A 16,175-nucleotide genomic window follows, 5' to 3' on the forward strand; every position below is an offset into this window, starting at 1 on the left:
AAACGCTGCTCCGTTGGATTTTTGGATAGAGGCTATTTCATGTTTGACATCTCAGTCAGCGACATCGTGGCCGCAACGGGCGCCCAGGCGCTCGCCTGCGCGGACGGTCGCGTGGCAACCAACGTCGCGACCGACTCGCGCCAGGTGGGCGAGGGCACGGTCTTCGTGTGCTTCCGCGGCGAGCGCGTCGACGGCAACCGCTTCGCCCCTCAGGCCGTCGAGGCCGGAGCGGTCGCGGTCGTCGTGACCGCGGAGCCCTCCCCGGAGCTCCTCTCCCTGGCACGCGAGAAGGGCTCCTGTGTCCTGCGCGCCGAGGGCGACGACCCCGAGGAGTTCATGCTGAGGCTCGCCGGCCTCTGGCGCGGGCGCAACCCGCAGTGGAAGGTCGTCGGCGTGACGGGCTCGGTGGGTAAGACCACGACTAAGGATATGCTGGCCCAGGGCCTCTCCGCGCGCTACCGCACCCACGCTACTGCCGGCAACTTCAACAACCTGATCGGCCTGCCGCTGACCATCCTCGGCGCCGAGGCGACCGACGAGGTCGTCGTGGCCGAGATGGGCATGAACCACAAGGGCGAGCTCTCGCGCCTGACCGCCTGCGCCCGCCCGGACGTCGCCGTCATCACCAACGTCGGCACGAGCCACATCGGCCTGCTCGGCTCTCGCGAGAACATCGCCCGCGCCAAGGCCGAGATCATCGAGGGCATGCGCCCGAGCTCGGACGGGGACGTCACACGCTCGCTCCTGGTCATGACCTCGGACAACGACTTTGCGGACTTCATCGACGACGGCTTCGCGAAGCCGGCCGGCGTCGAGACCCAGAGGGTGGGCTTCTCGCCTGACGACGACGTCAGGGCCGAGGGCCTTGCGCTCGACGAGGAGGGCCTTCCCACGCTTGGCCTCGTCTTCTCGGACGGCCAGAGCCTGAGCGTCAGCCTGAACGTTCCCGGTCGCCACGTCGTGAGCGACTTCCTGCTCGCCATGGCCATCTGCGACCGCCTGGGCGTCGACCGCCGCGCGGCGGCGCTTGCCATCGCGACCATGCCGCAGACGCACATGCGCCTCGAGGTGGTCACCGCCGAGGGCAAGCCCCGCATGATCGACGACTCGTACAACGCCAGCCCCAGCTCCATCGCGGCGGCGCTCGACGTGCTGTGCTCGATGTCCTGCGAGGGCAGGCGCGTCGCCATCCTGGGCGAGGTTGGAGAGCTGGGCGACGAGGCCGCCCGTCTCCACGGCTACATCGGCGCGTATGCCGCGGCAAAGCCCCTCGACCTCCTGGTCTGGGTGGGCGAGAAGGACATCCGCCACGCCGTCGAGGCCGCCCGCACCATGGGCTTCTCGGAGGACAGGCTCGAGGTCGTCTCTGACGTCAACGAGGCGCTCCGCGTCATCGCTCCCATCCTGCGCGAGGACGACCTCGTGCTCGTGAAGGCATCGCGCTCCGCCGGCCTTGACGCGTTCGTGAAAGGGGTGCTTGCCTAATGTTCGGCAACCCAAGCTATCCTACCTACCAGGTGTTCCTTGCCGCCGCCATCGCCGGCGTGCTGACCGCGTTTTTGATGACGCCCTTCATCAAGCTGATGCGCCACGAGGGCGTCGGCCAGCAGATCCGCGCCGACGGCCCCCAGCGCCACCTGATCAAGCAGGGCACGCCCACCATGGGCGGCGTCGTGTTCCTTCTCGCCGTCCTCATCACCTGCTTCCTGCAGGCAAGCTGGACGGTCGACTTGACGCTCGCCGTCATCGCGACCTACCTCACCGGCTCGCTCGGCCTTCTGGACGACATCGAGTCCGTTGCCCACAAGCGCTCGCTGGGCCTCACGCCCTCCCAGAAGATGATCGGCCTCATCCTGATCTCCGTCGTCTTCGGCGTTCTGGCGGTCAGCCTCTGCGGAATCCGTCCGACGGTCGAGTTTCCCGGCGGCTTCACCATCGACCTGGGCGTCCTCACTACGACCTTCACGGCCATGGGGACCATCTTCTACGTGCCCTGGCTCTACATCTTCTTCGTGTTCCTGCTCATGGCGGGCCTCTCCAACGCCGTCAACCTGACCGACGGCCTCGACGGCCTCGCGGGCGGCTGCACGCTCGTCGTGATGATGGCCATGGCCATGGTCGCCTTCCGCTACAACGAGGTCAACCTGGCCGTGTTTGCCGCCTCGATCGCGGGTGCGCTGGTCGGCTTCCTTTGGCACAACTGCTACCCCGCGTCCATCTTCATGGGCGACACGGGCTCGCTCGCGCTGGGCGCGGCGTTCGCCGCCCTCGCGGTCCTCACCAAGACCGAGGTGACGTCACTTCTCATGGGAGGCCTGTTCATCTGCGAGGCGCTTTCCGTCATCATCCAGGTCATCAGCTTCAAGGCGACGGGCAAGCGCGTCTTCCTGATGGCTCCCATCCACCACCACTTCGAGAAGAAGGGCTGGAGCGAGACCAAGGTCGTCATCCGCTTCTGGATCGTCTCCGCTGCATTTGCGGCACTTGGCTTCGCACTGTACTTCCAACTGAGCTAGGAGGCTCGTTTTGACGCTCGCACGCACTGCGGAAAACCTGGGGGATGTCCTGGTGCTCGGACTGGGCAAGACCGGCGTGGACGTGGCCCGCTACCTGTTGGGCCTCGGCGACCGCGTCGGCTCGGTCACCGTCTACGGAGGATCCGCGTCAACCGAGGGAGACGCCTCCCGCGAGCTCGAGTCCCTGGGCGGCCGCGTCGTCCTGGGCAGCGAGGACGTCGAGGGGAGCTACGACCTCGCTATCGCAAGCCCCGGCATATCCGAGTTCTGCCCCTTCTTCCTTTCTGCTCGTGACCATGCGCGAGAGATCATCGGCGAGCCCGAGTTCGCCTGGCGCGAGAGTCCCCGCGACTGGGTCGCCATCACGGGGTCGAACGGCAAGACCACCACGACCTCGCTGACCACCGCGCTTCTGCATGCCGCTGGGCGTCAGGCCGTCGCCGTTGGCAACATCGGCAACCTCTGCACTGACGAGGTCTCCGGGCGAGTCGATGGCGAGTGGTTCGTCGCCGAGCTCTCCAGCTTCCAGCTTGCGACCACCAGGCTCCTGCACCCCCGCGTCGCGGCGCTCCTGAACGTCACTCCGGACCATGTCGAGTGGCACGGCTCGCTCGAGGCCTACGCCCAGGCAAAGGAGAAGATCTTCCAGAACCTCGACGGGGGGGACCTTGCGGTCCTGTACCAGGACGACGAGTACTGCCGCGGCGTCGCCGCGCGTCTCGCCACGCGCGGCGTCCGTACGCTCATGGTCAGCGCCACGGTCGAGCCCGAGGGACCGGACGCGGCCTTCGTCCGCGACGGCGTCCTCGTCGTGCGCCTCGCGGGCCGCGAGAGCGAGCTCTCTCGCGTGGAGGACCTCACCCTCAAGGGGACCCACAACGTGGTGAACGCGCTCTTCTCGTGCGCCATGGCTCTCGAGCTGGGCTGTGATGCGCGCGAACTCACCGATGCGCTCCAGGGCTTCCAGGCGCTCGAGCACCGCAACGAGCCCGTCGCCACCGTCGACGGGGTCCTCTACGTCAACGACTCCAAGGCGACCAACACCGACTCCGTCGAGAAGGCCCTCGTCGCCTATGAGGCGGGCCACGTCATCGTGCTTCTGGGCGGCCACGACAAGGGGACGGACCTTGCCTCGCTCTCCAGGCTGGTTGCGCGCCACTGCAAGGCGGCCGTGTGCTTTGGCGCTGCCGGCGAGAGAATCGCGCGCGCCGTCGAGGACGCGGCGGTCCTTGAGTCCTCCAACCTCGCCGTCATTCGTGCCCCGCACCTGCGCGAGGCGTTCGACGCGGCCCATGAGGCCGCCCGCGAGGGCGATGTCGTGCTCCTCTCGCCCGCCTGCTCCTCGTTTGACGAGTTCCGCAACATGGCCGAGCGCGGCCGGGTCTTCAAGGGCCTCGTAGCCGGGCTATCGGACTCCGACAAGGCGGAGCTGTAAATGGGTGCCCCCGTCTCGCGCATCGGCAGGAGGCGCCGCGCGGAATCGCGTCCGCAGGAGCGCACGCTCTTCGGCACGCCCGCGCGCTTCATGGTGCCGCGCCTGGTATTCATCGGGGCCGTTGCGGCGCTCGTGGGCTTCGGCCTACTCATGATCTTCTCGTCGTCCTCCATTACCGCGCTCACTACGGCGGAGGGTGGGTATGACCCCGCGCACTACCTGCAGCGCCAGGCAGTCTTCGTCATCGTCGGCCTGGGGCTCGCGAGCATTGCGGCCCTGGTGGACTATCGCTCCATCGTCGGGCGTGGCCTCCCGTTCCTCATGCTTGGGTCCATTTTCCTGCTCCTTCTTGTCTTTTTGCCATCGGCCGGACAGGACGCCTACGGCGCGACGCGATGGATCAGCGTCGGCGGCTTCTCGCTACAGCCCTCCGAGTTCGCGAAGGCCACCGTCGTCATCGCCGGCGCGGTCCTCATCACCCAGTACTCCCGCGACCGCTTCGCGGACGCGGGGCGTGCCCGCATGGTTGGAGGGCTGGGCCTTGTGGTGCCGTTCGTCCTCATCCTCCTGCAGCCCGACAAGGGCACGGTCATGATCTGCGTGGCCACGCTCCTGGCGATGTGTCTGCTCGGCGGCGTCCCGGCGAAGTTCATCATCGGCCTTCTTTTTGCTGGCATCGCCGGCTTCCTGTTCATCTCGCTCAAGGATGACTACTCGCGCCAGCGCATCGTCACCTTGTTTAACCCGTGGGCAGACCGTTACAACACCGGCTACCAGCTGATCCAGGGCTTCTATGCGTTTGGGTCGGGCGGGCTGTTCGGCGTGGGCATCGGCATGTCCAAGCAGAAGTACGGCTTTCTTCCCATGGCCTACAACGACTTCATCTTCGCCGTCATCGGAGAGGAGTGCGGGCTGGTGGGGACCTTGGGCATGATCTGCGCGTTCATGGTCCTGCTCTGGGCGGGATTCCGCATCGCGCGCTACGCCCCCGACCTCACGGGCACTCTCGTCGCGGCGGGATGCACCACGATGCTCATCGTCCAGATGCTGCTGAACGTGTCGGGCGTCCTGGGCGTGTTCCCGCTCTCGGGCAAGCCCATCCCGTTCATCTCGTACGGTGGCTCCTCGGTCATCGCCAGCCTGCTGCTCGCCGGCCTGGTGGTCAACGTCTCGCTGCGCTCGACGCTGCCCGATACCGAGCACGACGCGCGCCGCCGCAGCTTCGCGCTGCGCCAGGGCCAGGACGACTACGACTGCGACGGCGCCACCTCCGACGAGCGCTCCGACGGCTTCTCGCACGCGGGTCGCCCCACGCCCCGCAGCGCCCGCGGGCACTCCCTGCTGCAGACCTCCTTCGAGGCCCCGCGCCACTCCTTTACCGTACTGGGCGGTGGGCGAGAAGGCCACGCCGACTCGGTCGAGCGCCGCGAGCGTCCCGGCAGGCGCGAGGCCTATCGCGAGGGCATGGCCGCGCGAGGAACCGAGCGTGCGAACAGCCCGGAGGCGCTCAGACGAGAGCGTGAAGAGCGTGCGAGGTCCAAGGGCGCAAGGTATACTACCGACCGAAACGGTCGCAGGCGCATAGACCTTGGCCCCTCTGCCGGCGACCGCCTGAGGAAAGATGATTCAAGGCCCGAGGTCCGCGGGACCAACTATGACCTCGGGGACAGAAGGAGTGGTAGGCGTGGCAGATAGGCTCAAGGTCGCAATCGCGGCGGGAGGAACGGCGGGTCACATCAACCCGGCGCTCGCGCTCGCGGAGGAGCTTGCGGACCGCGGTCACGAGGTTCACTTCTACGGACAACCCACGCGCCTCGAGGCGACGCTGGTCCCACAGGCCGGTTTCCCGTTCAGCCCCATCGACGTCAAGGGCTTCGATCGCTCTCGCCCCTGGACGCTCATACAGGCGCTCGTCAAGATGAAGCGTGCCGAGCGCACGCTTGGCGCCGACTTCGCCCAGAGCGGCAGGCCGGACGTCGCAATCGGCTTTGGCGCCTACATCGAGCTCCCGCTCATCAACTGGTGCCACTCGCACGGCGTGCCCGCGCTCGTACACGAGCAGAACTCCGTGCCCGGCCTCGCCAACAAGACCTCTGCGGGAAAGGTCCGCAGCGTCTGCGTTTCGCTCCCCGTCGCCATCGACGCGTTCCGCGACCGCGTGAGCGCTGGCACGCAGATCATCGTCACCGGCAACCCGGTCCGCCGCAGCGTCATCGAGGCGGAGCGCTCCCGCGGCCGCGCCTCCCTCGGCATCCCCGAGGACGCCACCATGCTGCTGGTGTTCGGCGGATCGCTCGGCGCGCGCCACCTCAACCAGGTCGTTGCGGGCCTGAAGGAGCAGCTGCTCTCGCGTGACGACCTCTACGTGGTCCACTCAACCGGCAAGGGCGAGTACGACTCCGTCGTCGAGCAGCTCGCGCTCGGCGAACAGGAGGCGCGCCGATGGCGCGTCATGCCCTACATCGACAACATGGGAGAAGTGCTTGCCGCCGCGGACCTCGTGCTGTCGCGCTCGGGCGCTTCCTCCGTCGCTGAGATTGCGGCGCTTGCGATTCCCAGCATGCTGGTCCCGTACCCGCTGGCCACCGCCGATCACCAGACCACGAACGCCCGCTACCTGGTGGACGCCGGCGCGGCCGTCATGATGGCGGACGACCGCATCGACGAGCCTGAGTTCGCCAAGAGCCTCTTCTCGCTCATCGACGAGCCTGATCGACGCCGCGCTATGTCCGATGCGGCGCGTGGCCTGGGGCAGGACAAGGCGGCCAGCGCACTCGCAGACCAAGTGGAGAGTGCCGCCTCGCTCAGGGCATAGCTCCCACGTTCTTGTACAGTAGTGGGGAGCCCGCGCGACGCGGGCTCCCTAGCGTTGCATAGAGAGGCTTTCATGACTGAGACCATGGTTCCGGCGCACGTCGAGCGCGCCCACTTCATCGGTATCGGCGGCGCCGGCATGAGCGGCATCGCCCTTGTCCTTCACGAGCGAGGCTGCAAGGTGAGCGGCTCCGACCTCAAGGAGTCGCGCTACGCCCGCGACCTCGAGGAGGCCGGCGTCGAGGTTCACCTGGGCCACCAGGCGTCCACCATCGACGATGTTGCCCCCGACGTCGTCGTGACCTCCTCGGCCATCCCCGAGACCAACCCCGAGGTCATCCGAGCGCGAGAGCTGGGCATCCCCGTCTGGCCCCGAGCGAAGATGCTCTCGTACCTCTCCCTTGACGCGACCACGGTCGCCGTTGCCGGCACGCACGGCAAGACCACGACGTCCTCGATGGTCGCCAGCATGCTCGACCACCTGGGCATGGACCCCTCCTTCCTCATCGGCGGCATCGTCGAGGAGTACGGTACCAACGGCCGCGACGGCAGGGGAGGCTATTTCGTCTGCGAGGCCGACGAGTCCGACGGCTCCTTCCTCTATCTCGACCCCGACGTCGTGGTGGTTACCAACATCGAGGCTGACCACCTCGACCACTACGGCACCCTGGAGAACATCGAGAAGACCTTCTGCAAGTTCATGGACCTTGTCGGTGACGCGGGCACCATCGTGATCAACGGCGACGTGAGGCACTACGTCGAGCTCGCCCAGTCCACCGGCCGCAAGGTTGTGACCTACGGCTTCGACGAGAGCTGCGACTACGTCTGCCTCCCCGAGGACTCCCACCACAAGCTCGAGAGTCACTTCGGCGTGCGCACCCCCTCCGGAGACGTCGTGCGCGTTACCATCCACGCCAATCCCGGTAGGCACAACATGTCCAACGCCACGGCGGCCATCGCCGTGTCTGAGGCCCTCGGCTGCGACGTGGCCAAGGCCGCGGCCGCGCTTTCGACCTTCAAGGGCGCGCACCGTCGCTTCACCCACGTCGGCGACATCGACGGCATCACCGTCGTGGACGATTACGGCCACCATCCCACCGAGATTGCGGCGACCCTCGCCGCGGCCAAGGACCTGGACTTTGACCGCATCGTCTGCGTCTTCCAGCCGCATCGCTACTCTCGCACGCAGTCTCTGGCCGACCAGTTCGCCACCGCTTTCGACGACGCCGACGTGCTCGTCGTTACCGAGGTCTTCTCGGCTGGCGAGACGCCCATCCCCGGCGTCACCGGCAAGACCGTCTCGAGCAAGGTCCAGGAGGCCGGCTCCGTCGGCGACGTGTGCTTCATCGCCAAGCGCAAGGACCTCGTCCAGCACCTGGTCGAGACCTGCCGCCCCGGCGACCTCCTGATTACCCAGGGCGCCGGCGACGTCACCGCCATCGGTCCCATGTTCATCGCCGCAAAGCGCGAGCTCGATGAGAACCCCGAGGCCTAATGAGCGTCTTCAACGCATACATGGCGCTCTCCGGCGCCTTCGAGGCTGACGTCCTGAGGGACGAGCGCCTGTCGCACCACACGACCTACCGCATCGGCGGCCCGGCCGCGCTCATGGTGACCGCACACAGCTACAAGGCACTTCTCAAGACCATCGACATCCTCCGGAAGGAGGGCGTCGAGTGGGTCGTCATGGGGCGCGGCTCCAACATCCTCGTCGCCGACGAGGGCTACGACGGCTGCGTCATCAAGCTCGGCAAGGAGTTCTCGCGCATCTCGTTCGAGGGAGATACGGTCTCGGCCGGCGGCGGCGCAATCCTCTCCAAGCTCGTGAGCGAGACCATCTCGCACTCGCTCTCCGGTCTCGAGTTCTGCGTGGGCATCCCCGGCACTGTGGGCGGTGCCGTCTCGATGGACGCTGGAACCCGCCACGACTGGATCGGATCGCGCGTGCACCACGTCGTCACGCTCAGGCCCCAGGGCGGTCTGCAGCGCTACGAGGCGAGCGACATCGAGTGGGGCTATCGCTGGTGCTCCATCCCCACCGACGAGATCATCCTCGAGGCGACCTTCCAGCTGACCCCCGCCGAGAAGCGTCGCATCACCGACGAGATGGAGCGCCTCATCTCGCGCAGGCGCAGCCGCCAGCCCATGGGAAAGCCCTCCTGCGGCTCAGTCTTCAAGAACCCCGGCGACCGCTCCGTCGGCCAGCTCATCGACTCCTGCGGCCTCAAGGGCTACCGCGTTGGCAACGCCGAGGTCTCCACACAGCACGCGAACTTCATCGTCAACCTGGGCGGCGCCAGCGCCTCCGACGTCATCGCCGTCATGGGCCACGTGCATGACACGGTCTTGGAGAAGTACTCAATCAACCTCCAGCCCGAGGTAAAGTGCCTCGGTTTCGACAAGCGAAGGGCGTAGGCCCCAACGATGGCAACGAGGAGGCCCACAAAGCGAAACGCCCCCAAGGGAACCCCGCGCCCCGGCGGAGCGGTCCCCAGGCGGGGCATGGCAGCGCGTTCTGCGAAGCCCCGTCCCAGCGTCCTGGGCGGCGGCTCGTCGGGTGCTGCTCGCGCCCAGAGACGTGCCGTGGCGGTCCCGCAGAGGGGCGTGCGCGCCGGCGTGGGCCGTCCCGTCGCGGCCGGCCGCAAGGTCGCCAAGGTGGCGACCGTCAGGGCGGCCGCGAGCGCGAAGGCCACGGACTTCTCGCCCAGGCTGCCGCATTTCGGCAAGAGGGCCAAGGACAAGGCCGGCGCCCCCTCCGAGACCCCTGCGCCTCGCACGCGCAAGGGGAGCGCCGAGAGCACGCAGGTCGCCGGTCGCGTGCGCATCGCGATCATCGTTGGCATCGTCGTCGCGGCGATCCTCCTTGTGGTCCTTCTGGGCTACCTCCTGCTCTCGTACACGCCCGCCTTCACCATCACTCACGTGAGGGCCCAGGGCACCGAGCACGTGAGCGCCGAGAACGTCGAGAAGCTCGCGGGACTGCCCGAGGGCTCGACGCTGCTCAACCTCGACGAGGACGCCGTCGTCAAGAACCTGCGCAAGAACCCCTGGGTAGGCAACGTCACCTTCGAGAAGCAGTTCCCGGACTCCCTCAACATCGTGGTGGAGGAGCGCAGGGCTGACGCGCTCGTGGTCATGAGCACCGGTGACGTCGCCTGGTACCTCAGTTCCGACAACACGTGGATCGAGCCGGTCACCATACAGGTGGCCGAGGGGCAGTCTCGCGACTCGGTCGCCTTGGCCATGGCCCAGCAGGCGGGGGCCGTGCTCGTCACCGACGTGCCCTCCACGGTGAGCCCCGTTGCCGGCTCCACTGCGACCGACGACGTCCTGAAGGCCGTTGAGAGCTATCGCAACGAGCTCGGGCAGGACATCTCGAGCCAGATCGTAAGCTTCTCGGCATCGAGCCTCGAGGGCATCAGGTGCACGCTCTCGAGCGGCGTCGAGATCGCCCTGGGGTCGCCCTCGAACATCTCGTCAAAGGAGAGCGTGATCAAGGAGATCCTTGACCAGTACGCCGGCAAGATTACCTACATCAACGTCCGCGTGCCCTCCAAGCCCTCCTTCCGCAAGGTTGACTCGGACTACGTTGGGCAGGGCAGCGGCACGTCCGGCACCGACTACGCCTACGGCGACCCGAGCGCCTCGTCGTCGGCCGCCGCATCCTCGGGGATCGCCGGCGAATCCAGGGGGTCCGGACAGACGTCCGCCGACGGCGACTCCACCTCGGGAGACGGAACGGACGGAACCTAAGGCTCAGGTTAGGGTCGACATTGTTTTCGCAGGTGGAACGCGCCTTCTATCTTTGTAATTCACATTTCACACAAATCTGTTGACGTGCAACCTTCAAGTGTGCAAATATACGTCGCTTTGAGATGGGCATATGCCTATACCTGAGGTTTAGGGTTTTTCAGAGCCTGACGACACCAGTGAGACAACGAACAGAAACGAACCTATGGATACGAAGCGCAACAAGCAGAAGGAAGTCGTGGAGCAGGCCGAGATGACTATCGACGGCGTCCAGACTGCGCCCGTGAGGGAAGAGGCGAGCGCACCCAAGTCCGCCGCCAAGCGAGGAGGAACCATGATCGACAACGACATTTCGAGCAACTACCTTGCCGTCATCAAGGTCGTAGGCGTTGGCGGAGGCGGAACGAACGCTGTCAACCGCATGATCGAGGAGGGCATCCGCGGCGTCGAGTTCGTGGCCATCAACACCGACGCGCAGGCACTTGCCATCTCCGATGCCGACATCAAGGTCCACATCGGCGCGGACATCACCCGCGGCCTGGGCGCGGGCGCCAACCCCGAGGTCGGCGCAGAGGCGGCCGAGGACTCTCATGACGAGATCAAGCAGGCCCTTGCCGGCGCTGACATGGTCTTCATCACGGCGGGCGAGGGCGGCGGCACCGGCACCGGTGCGGCTCCCGTTGTGGCCGACATCGCCAAGAACGACGTGGGTGCCCTCACCGTCGGCGTCGTGACCAAGCCCTTCACCTTCGAGGGCCGTCCCCGCACCAACCGCGCCCAGGACGGCATCCAGACGCTGTCCGACAACGTCGACGCGCTGATCGTCATCCCGAACGACCGCCTGCTCGATCTCTCCGAGAAGAAGACCTCCTTCCTCGAGGCCTTCCGCATGGCTGACGACGTCCTGTGCCAGGGCACCCAGGGCATTACCGACCTGATTACGGTCCCCGGCCTGATCAACCTCGACTTCGCTGACGTCTGCACCATCATGCGCGGCGCCGGAACCGCAATGATGGGCGTCGGCCTCGCCTCTGGCGACACCCGCGCCTCCGACGCCGCCGCCGAGGCCATCTCGAGCCCGCTGCTCGAGACCTCCATCGACGGTGCCACGCGCGTCCTTCTGTCCATCGCGGGCAACAAGGACCTGGGCATTCAGGAGATCAACGACGCTGCCGACCTCGTTGCGCAGAACGTCGACCCCGACGCGAACATCATCTTCGGCACCGTTGTCGACGAGAGCCTGGGCGACCAGGTTCGCGTCACGGTCATCGCGACCGGCTTTAACGACGGCAACGTGCAGCAGCCGCTCCCCACGCTGAACCTGGGCAGCAGCTCCCGCCCCTCCAGCCGTCCCGCGCCCGCTCCCACGGCGCCGTCTGCCCCCGCGCCCCACAGCTCGGGCTCCAACAACGACAAGGAGTTCGACATCCCCGAGTTCCTCAAGCACAGCCGTCTCTAGGGACGATTGTGGCGGGGCTTGACAGATACGAATCCTGCGGCGTGACCCTGCTGGGCGACCTTTCTCGCCCGTGCGGGGTCACGTTCGCATTTACCGAGCGTACCGGTGGCGTCTCGAAGGGGCAGTTCTCTTCGCTCAACCTGGGCGACGCCTGCGGAGACGACCCCGCTGACGTGGCCGAGAACCGTCGCAGGCTGCTTTGCGCGGTCGGCGCCGGGGGACTCCTTGGCAGGCTGGTCAACCCCAGGCAGGTCCACGGCGACCGCATCGTGAGCGTCACGTCGGCCTCCGACGAGGCCGTTGAGCGTTCGCGGCTTGAGGCTCGCGAGGGTGCCGATGCCGTCGTGTGCACCGTCGCCGACGTGCCGGTGCTCCTGTGCTTTGCCGACTGCGTCCCGGTTGTCGTGGCCCAGCCCGGCGGATTCGCCGTCGCCCATTCCGGATGGCGTGGCACCATCGCCCGCATCGCCGCAAAGGCGACGCTCGAGCTCTCGCGCGTGACCGGTTCCGACCCGGCTGCGTCCGTGGCCTACATTGGCCCGCACATCGCGGGGGAGGACTACGAGGTCTCCGAGGAGCTCCTGACTCGCTTCGTCGACGAGTTCGGCGAGAAGGTCGCGCTGCCCGGACGGCGGCTCGACCTTGCCTGCGCCATCGGGCTGGCCCTGGCTGATGTCGGGGTTGATCCGCAAAACGTCGTGGACTCCAGGGTCTCGACCCCTCGCTCCACCGACAGGTTCTACTCGTACCGCGCCGAGGGCGGCTCGTGCGGCCGGCATGGCGCCATCGCGCTCATGCGCGGAGACGGCTCCGATACCGGTGCCGTCACAACCAACATCTTTTGGGAAGGTGACCACTTGTGACTGATGAGGAGCGCGAGGGATATCTCGAATTCCTGACGTCACGCCGCGCGCGGATTCTGGCGCGCATCGAGGAGGCTGCTCGCGTCTCTGGGCGCGGCGCCGATCAGGTGGAGGCCATCGCGGTCTCCAAGACCGTGGGGGTGGACGAGGTGGTGCTCGCCTGGCGGGCCGGATGGCGTGCCTTCGGTGAGAACCGTCCCCAGGAGCTCGTGCGCAAGCTCGCGGGCATCGAGAGCCATCCCGAGATGGACGGCGTCCGCTTCGACATGATCGGCAACCTGCAGACGAACAAGATCAACCAGGTCCTTGGCAGGGTGTCGCTGATTCACTCCGTCTCGTCCGCGCACCTGGCGAAGGCCATCTCGAAGCGCGCCGAGGTTCGCGGCCATAGCGAGCGCGTCCTGCTCGAGGTCAACGTCTCGGGCGAGGAGTCCAAGTCGGGCTTCACCCCCGAGGAGGTTCATAGCGAGATGGATGACCTTCTTGGCATGGGCGGCATCGAGATCTGCGGCCTCATGACCATGGCCCCCGCCAACGACCCCGACGCCGCTCGCAGAACGTTTTCGGGTCTGCGCGAACTTCGGGAGCAGCTGAGCTCGGAGAGCGGCCTCGGTCTTGCTACACTTTCCTGCGGAATGAGTGATGATTTCGCCATCGCGGTGGAGGAGGGCTCTACCCTCGTTAGGCTTGGTAGAACGGTTTTCGATCCCAACCACGACCTCGTGACGGAATAATAGGACGATTGTTGATTGACCCGGGTGACGTCCGGGCCGGGAAGGCGGGGATAATATGGGTCTCCTCGACAACCTCAGGGACAGGCTTCGTCCCGCTGACGACAACTACTACGGCGACGACTACTACGACGACTACGACGAGCCGATGGACGACTACGGCCAGAACACCCACGAGGGCACGGGCCTTCTGGGCAACAGCCCCCGTCCCGAGGCCGAGAGCGTCTCCGTCTACACCCGCTCCGGCAGGCCCCTGGGCAACGAGCCCGCGCGCGGCACTTCGAGCTACTCCGGCGGATACCAGCACCCCGCGCCCAACCCCGACTACGCGCCGCGCACCGAGTACGCCCCGCGCCCTTCGTACTCTGACAGCTTTGCCTCTGACGAGACCACGCAGATCCCGCAGGGCGCCGCTCACGCAGCCGCCCACGATTCCGTCCTGGGCAACACCACCAACGGCAACACCCCCGCGGACAGGGGGCTCAAGGCGGTTCCGCGCGTCAGTTCCGGGCAGCTTCCGCCCTACGTGCTGAAGCCCGTCTCCTACGACGACGTCCAGATGGTCGTCCGTCGCGTTCGCACGGGCCAGCCTGTTGTCCTGGTCTTCAAGAATACCAACATCGACACCGCCAAGCGCATCCTCGACTTCTCGTTCGGCCTCGCCTGCGGCATCAGCGGACAGGTCGACGAGCTCGGCGACCGCGTCTTCGTGGTCATGCCCCAGGGCGTCCAGCTCTCCCAGGCAGACATCGACAAGCTTGCCGCCGACGGCACCATCGAAAGGTAGCGATGCGCATGCTCGAAGCAACCGTTGCCGTAATCGGCGCTGGATCCATGGGAGGGGCCATTGCTGCCGGCCTGGTCAACTCCGGCTGCGCAGACCCCTCTCGGGTAATGGCCTGCGACCACAACGACGACAAGCTCGCGGCCCTCTCGGCAAAGGGCGTCCGCACGTTTCCCGATGCCGGCGAGATGTTGGCGTGCGACCCCGACGTGGTCGTCCTCGCCATCAAGCCCCAGGTCCTGCGCCAGTCCGTTGAGGTGGTTCGCGCCAAGCTTGCCGGGAAGCTCGTCGTCTCGATCGCCGCGGGCGTGAGCATCGCGACTCTCGAGGAGATGCTCTCCGACTCCCGCGTGGTGCGCGTCATGCCCAACCTGCCGGTCCAGGCGCTCTCCGGCGCATCCGCGCTCTGTCGGGGCAACCTGGCGAGCGATGCCGACATGGACGTCGCGCTCCAGATCTTCGGCGCGCTCGGCTCCGCCAAGGTCATGCGTGAGGACCAGCTGGACGCCGAGGGCGCCGTGGTGGGCTGCGGTCCCGCCTACGTTGCCCTCATGGTGGATGCCCTGACGCGCTCCGGCGTCGAGAAGGGGCTTCCGGCCCAGGCCTGCCGCGAGATGGTCCTCTCGACCATGCGCGGCGTCTGCGACCAGCTTCTCGAGTCGGGCGAGCATCCGCGTGCCTACATGGAGAAGGTCACCTCTCCGGGCGGAACCACGGCCGCGGGCCTGAGAGAGCTCGAGCCCGCGCTGATCGGGGGCGTCCAGGGTGCCATCGACGCGGCTCTCAGGCGCACCGTTGAGCTGGCGGGGGAGTAGGACATGCTTCTTACCGCGTTCTATCGGCTCGTCGACATATACTCCTGGCTCATAGTCGCGGCCGCGGTGCTCTCGTGGTTCTCTACGGCCGGAGGCGTCGTGGAAGACATCCGCGGCGCGCTCCTGACGCTCACCGAGCCCTACGTCGGTCTCTTTAGGCGATTCGTTCCGCCCCTTGGCGGAGTGGACTTCTCGCCCGTCCTCGCGATACTCGTCCTTGAGGTTATCCTTAGGCTGATGCAGCGAATACTCATTTAGGATTCGGGTTATACTACCTAAAGCGGTAAAACGCACTGCTGACGTAGCATGAGACATAGTTGAAAGGGAACATTATGGCTATCACCCCAGCAGACATTGAACAGATGACGTTTGACCAGGCCAAGAAGCATGAGGACGGCTACAACACCGAAGAGGTCGACGCATTCCTCGACCAGCTTGCCACCGAGGTCGACGCGATGCTCCAGAAGATCGCCGACCTCAAGGGTCGTCTCAACACCACCGAGCAGCAACTCGCTGCCGCTCAGGCCCAGGTTGCCCAGCTCAAGGAGCAGGGCACCGCTCCCGCGCCCGTTGCCGCTCCCGCTCCCGCACCCGACTACTCCGCCTCCGAGCACCAGATCTCCCAGGTCCTCATCGTCGCTCAGCAGAGCGCTGACAAGCTTGTCGCCGACGCCCGCGCCAACGCCGAGAACATTCGCAACGAGGCTGACCAGAAGGCTCGCGAGGTCATTCGCCAGGCCCTGGCCGAGAAGCAGAACGAGCTTGATGAGATTGATCGTCTGAAGCAGTCCCGCGAGGACTTCCGCAGCGAGTACAAGAAGCTCCTGCAGCACTTCATCGACGATGCCGACGCCGTCTTCCCGCAGCAGAGCCTCAGCACCCCGAACGGCTCAAAGCCCGCTGCGCAGACTCCTGTTGCCCCCGCTCCCGTTGCCGCTCCCGCGCCGATCGCAGAGCAGGACACCAACGGCTTTGCTGGCAACATGGACTTCAGCGACCTCGACTAGC

The 16,175-nt window shown here is 66.5% G+C and carries 15 protein-coding genes; all 15 read left to right on the forward strand.

All coding sequences use genetic code 11. The features are described from left to right. Positions 1-39: 39 nt before the first annotated feature. On the forward strand, positions 40-1,485 hold the full coding sequence (locus BMY31_RS02235) for a UDP-N-acetylmuramoyl-tripeptide--D-alanyl-D-alanine ligase (RefSeq protein WP_078686696.1): 1,446 nt from the start codon (positions 40-42) through the stop codon (positions 1,483-1,485). Further along, positions 1,485-2,516 carry a phospho-N-acetylmuramoyl-pentapeptide-transferase gene (mraY, locus tag BMY31_RS02240; protein ID WP_091007832.1) on the forward strand — a complete coding sequence of 344 codons (1,032 nt, stop codon included), beginning with the start codon at positions 1,485-1,487 and terminating at the stop codon, positions 2,514-2,516. Before BMY31_RS02235 ends, mraY begins: the two co-directional genes overlap by 1 nt. A 10-nt stretch (positions 2,517-2,526) precedes the next feature. Continuing rightward, positions 2,527-3,951 (forward strand): UDP-N-acetylmuramoyl-L-alanine--D-glutamate ligase, encoded by a 1,425-nt coding sequence (murD, locus tag BMY31_RS02245; RefSeq protein WP_078686698.1) that lies wholly within the window; start codon positions 2,527-2,529, stop codon positions 3,949-3,951. Beyond that, positions 3,952-5,646: an FtsW/RodA/SpoVE family cell cycle protein gene (locus BMY31_RS02250; RefSeq protein WP_091007834.1), complete on the forward strand. Its 1,695-nt coding sequence runs from the start codon at positions 3,952-3,954 to the stop codon at positions 5,644-5,646. Beyond that, on the forward strand, positions 5,636-6,766 hold the full coding sequence (murG, locus tag BMY31_RS02255; RefSeq protein WP_078686700.1) for an undecaprenyldiphospho-muramoylpentapeptide beta-N-acetylglucosaminyltransferase: 1,131 nt from the start codon (positions 5,636-5,638) through the stop codon (positions 6,764-6,766). The genes BMY31_RS02250 and murG overlap by 11 nt, the downstream gene beginning before the upstream one ends. A 72-nt stretch (positions 6,767-6,838) precedes the next feature. Further along, positions 6,839-8,260 carry a UDP-N-acetylmuramate--L-alanine ligase gene (murC, locus tag BMY31_RS02260; protein WP_078686701.1) on the forward strand — a complete coding sequence of 474 codons (1,422 nt, stop codon included), beginning with the start codon at positions 6,839-6,841 and terminating at the stop codon, positions 8,258-8,260. Next, positions 8,260-9,180: a UDP-N-acetylmuramate dehydrogenase gene (gene murB / locus BMY31_RS02265; RefSeq protein ID WP_091007836.1), complete on the forward strand. Its 921-nt coding sequence runs from the start codon at positions 8,260-8,262 to the stop codon at positions 9,178-9,180. The genes murC and murB overlap by 1 nt, the downstream gene beginning before the upstream one ends. A gap of 87 nt (positions 9,181-9,267) precedes the next feature. After that, positions 9,268-10,518 (forward strand): cell division protein FtsQ/DivIB, encoded by a 1,251-nt coding sequence (locus tag BMY31_RS02270; protein ID WP_180371327.1) that lies wholly within the window; start codon positions 9,268-9,270, stop codon positions 10,516-10,518. 331 nt (positions 10,519-10,849) lie between these two features. Then, positions 10,850-11,974, forward strand: coding sequence for a cell division protein FtsZ (ftsZ, locus tag BMY31_RS02275; protein ID WP_078686749.1), 1,125 nt, complete (start codon positions 10,850-10,852; stop codon positions 11,972-11,974). 8 nt (positions 11,975-11,982) lie between these two features. Continuing rightward, positions 11,983-12,837 (forward strand): polyphenol oxidase family protein, encoded by an 855-nt coding sequence (locus BMY31_RS02280; RefSeq protein WP_091007841.1) that lies wholly within the window; start codon positions 11,983-11,985, stop codon positions 12,835-12,837. After that, on the forward strand, positions 12,834-13,571 hold the full coding sequence (locus BMY31_RS02285; protein WP_091007844.1) for a YggS family pyridoxal phosphate-dependent enzyme: 738 nt from the start codon (positions 12,834-12,836) through the stop codon (positions 13,569-13,571). Before BMY31_RS02280 ends, BMY31_RS02285 begins: the two co-directional genes overlap by 4 nt. Before the next feature lie 55 nt (positions 13,572-13,626). Continuing rightward, complete coding sequence (locus tag BMY31_RS02290; protein WP_091007846.1) at positions 13,627-14,355, forward strand: cell division protein SepF; 729 nt, start codon at positions 13,627-13,629, stop codon at positions 14,353-14,355. Between the two features lie 8 nt (positions 14,356-14,363). After that, a complete protein-coding gene (gene proC, locus BMY31_RS02295) occupies positions 14,364-15,167 on the forward strand; it encodes a pyrroline-5-carboxylate reductase (RefSeq protein WP_234970631.1) in 804 nt (267 codons plus the stop codon). Between the two features lie 3 nt (positions 15,168-15,170). After that, entirely contained in the window at positions 15,171-15,425 is a 255-nt protein-coding gene (locus tag BMY31_RS02300) for a YggT family protein (protein ID WP_091007850.1), read from the forward strand. A 74-nt stretch (positions 15,426-15,499) separates the two neighbouring features. Further along, a complete protein-coding gene (locus tag BMY31_RS02305) occupies positions 15,500-16,174 on the forward strand; it encodes a DivIVA domain-containing protein (protein ID WP_078686709.1) in 675 nt (224 codons plus the stop codon). The last annotated feature ends 1 nt before the right edge of the window (position 16,175 follow it).

Origin of the sequence: Parafannyhessea umbonata (assembly GCF_900111255.1) — a bacterium.
In the GTDB taxonomy this organism is placed as follows: Bacteria; Actinomycetota; Coriobacteriia; order Coriobacteriales; family Atopobiaceae; genus Olsenella_J; species Olsenella_J umbonata_A.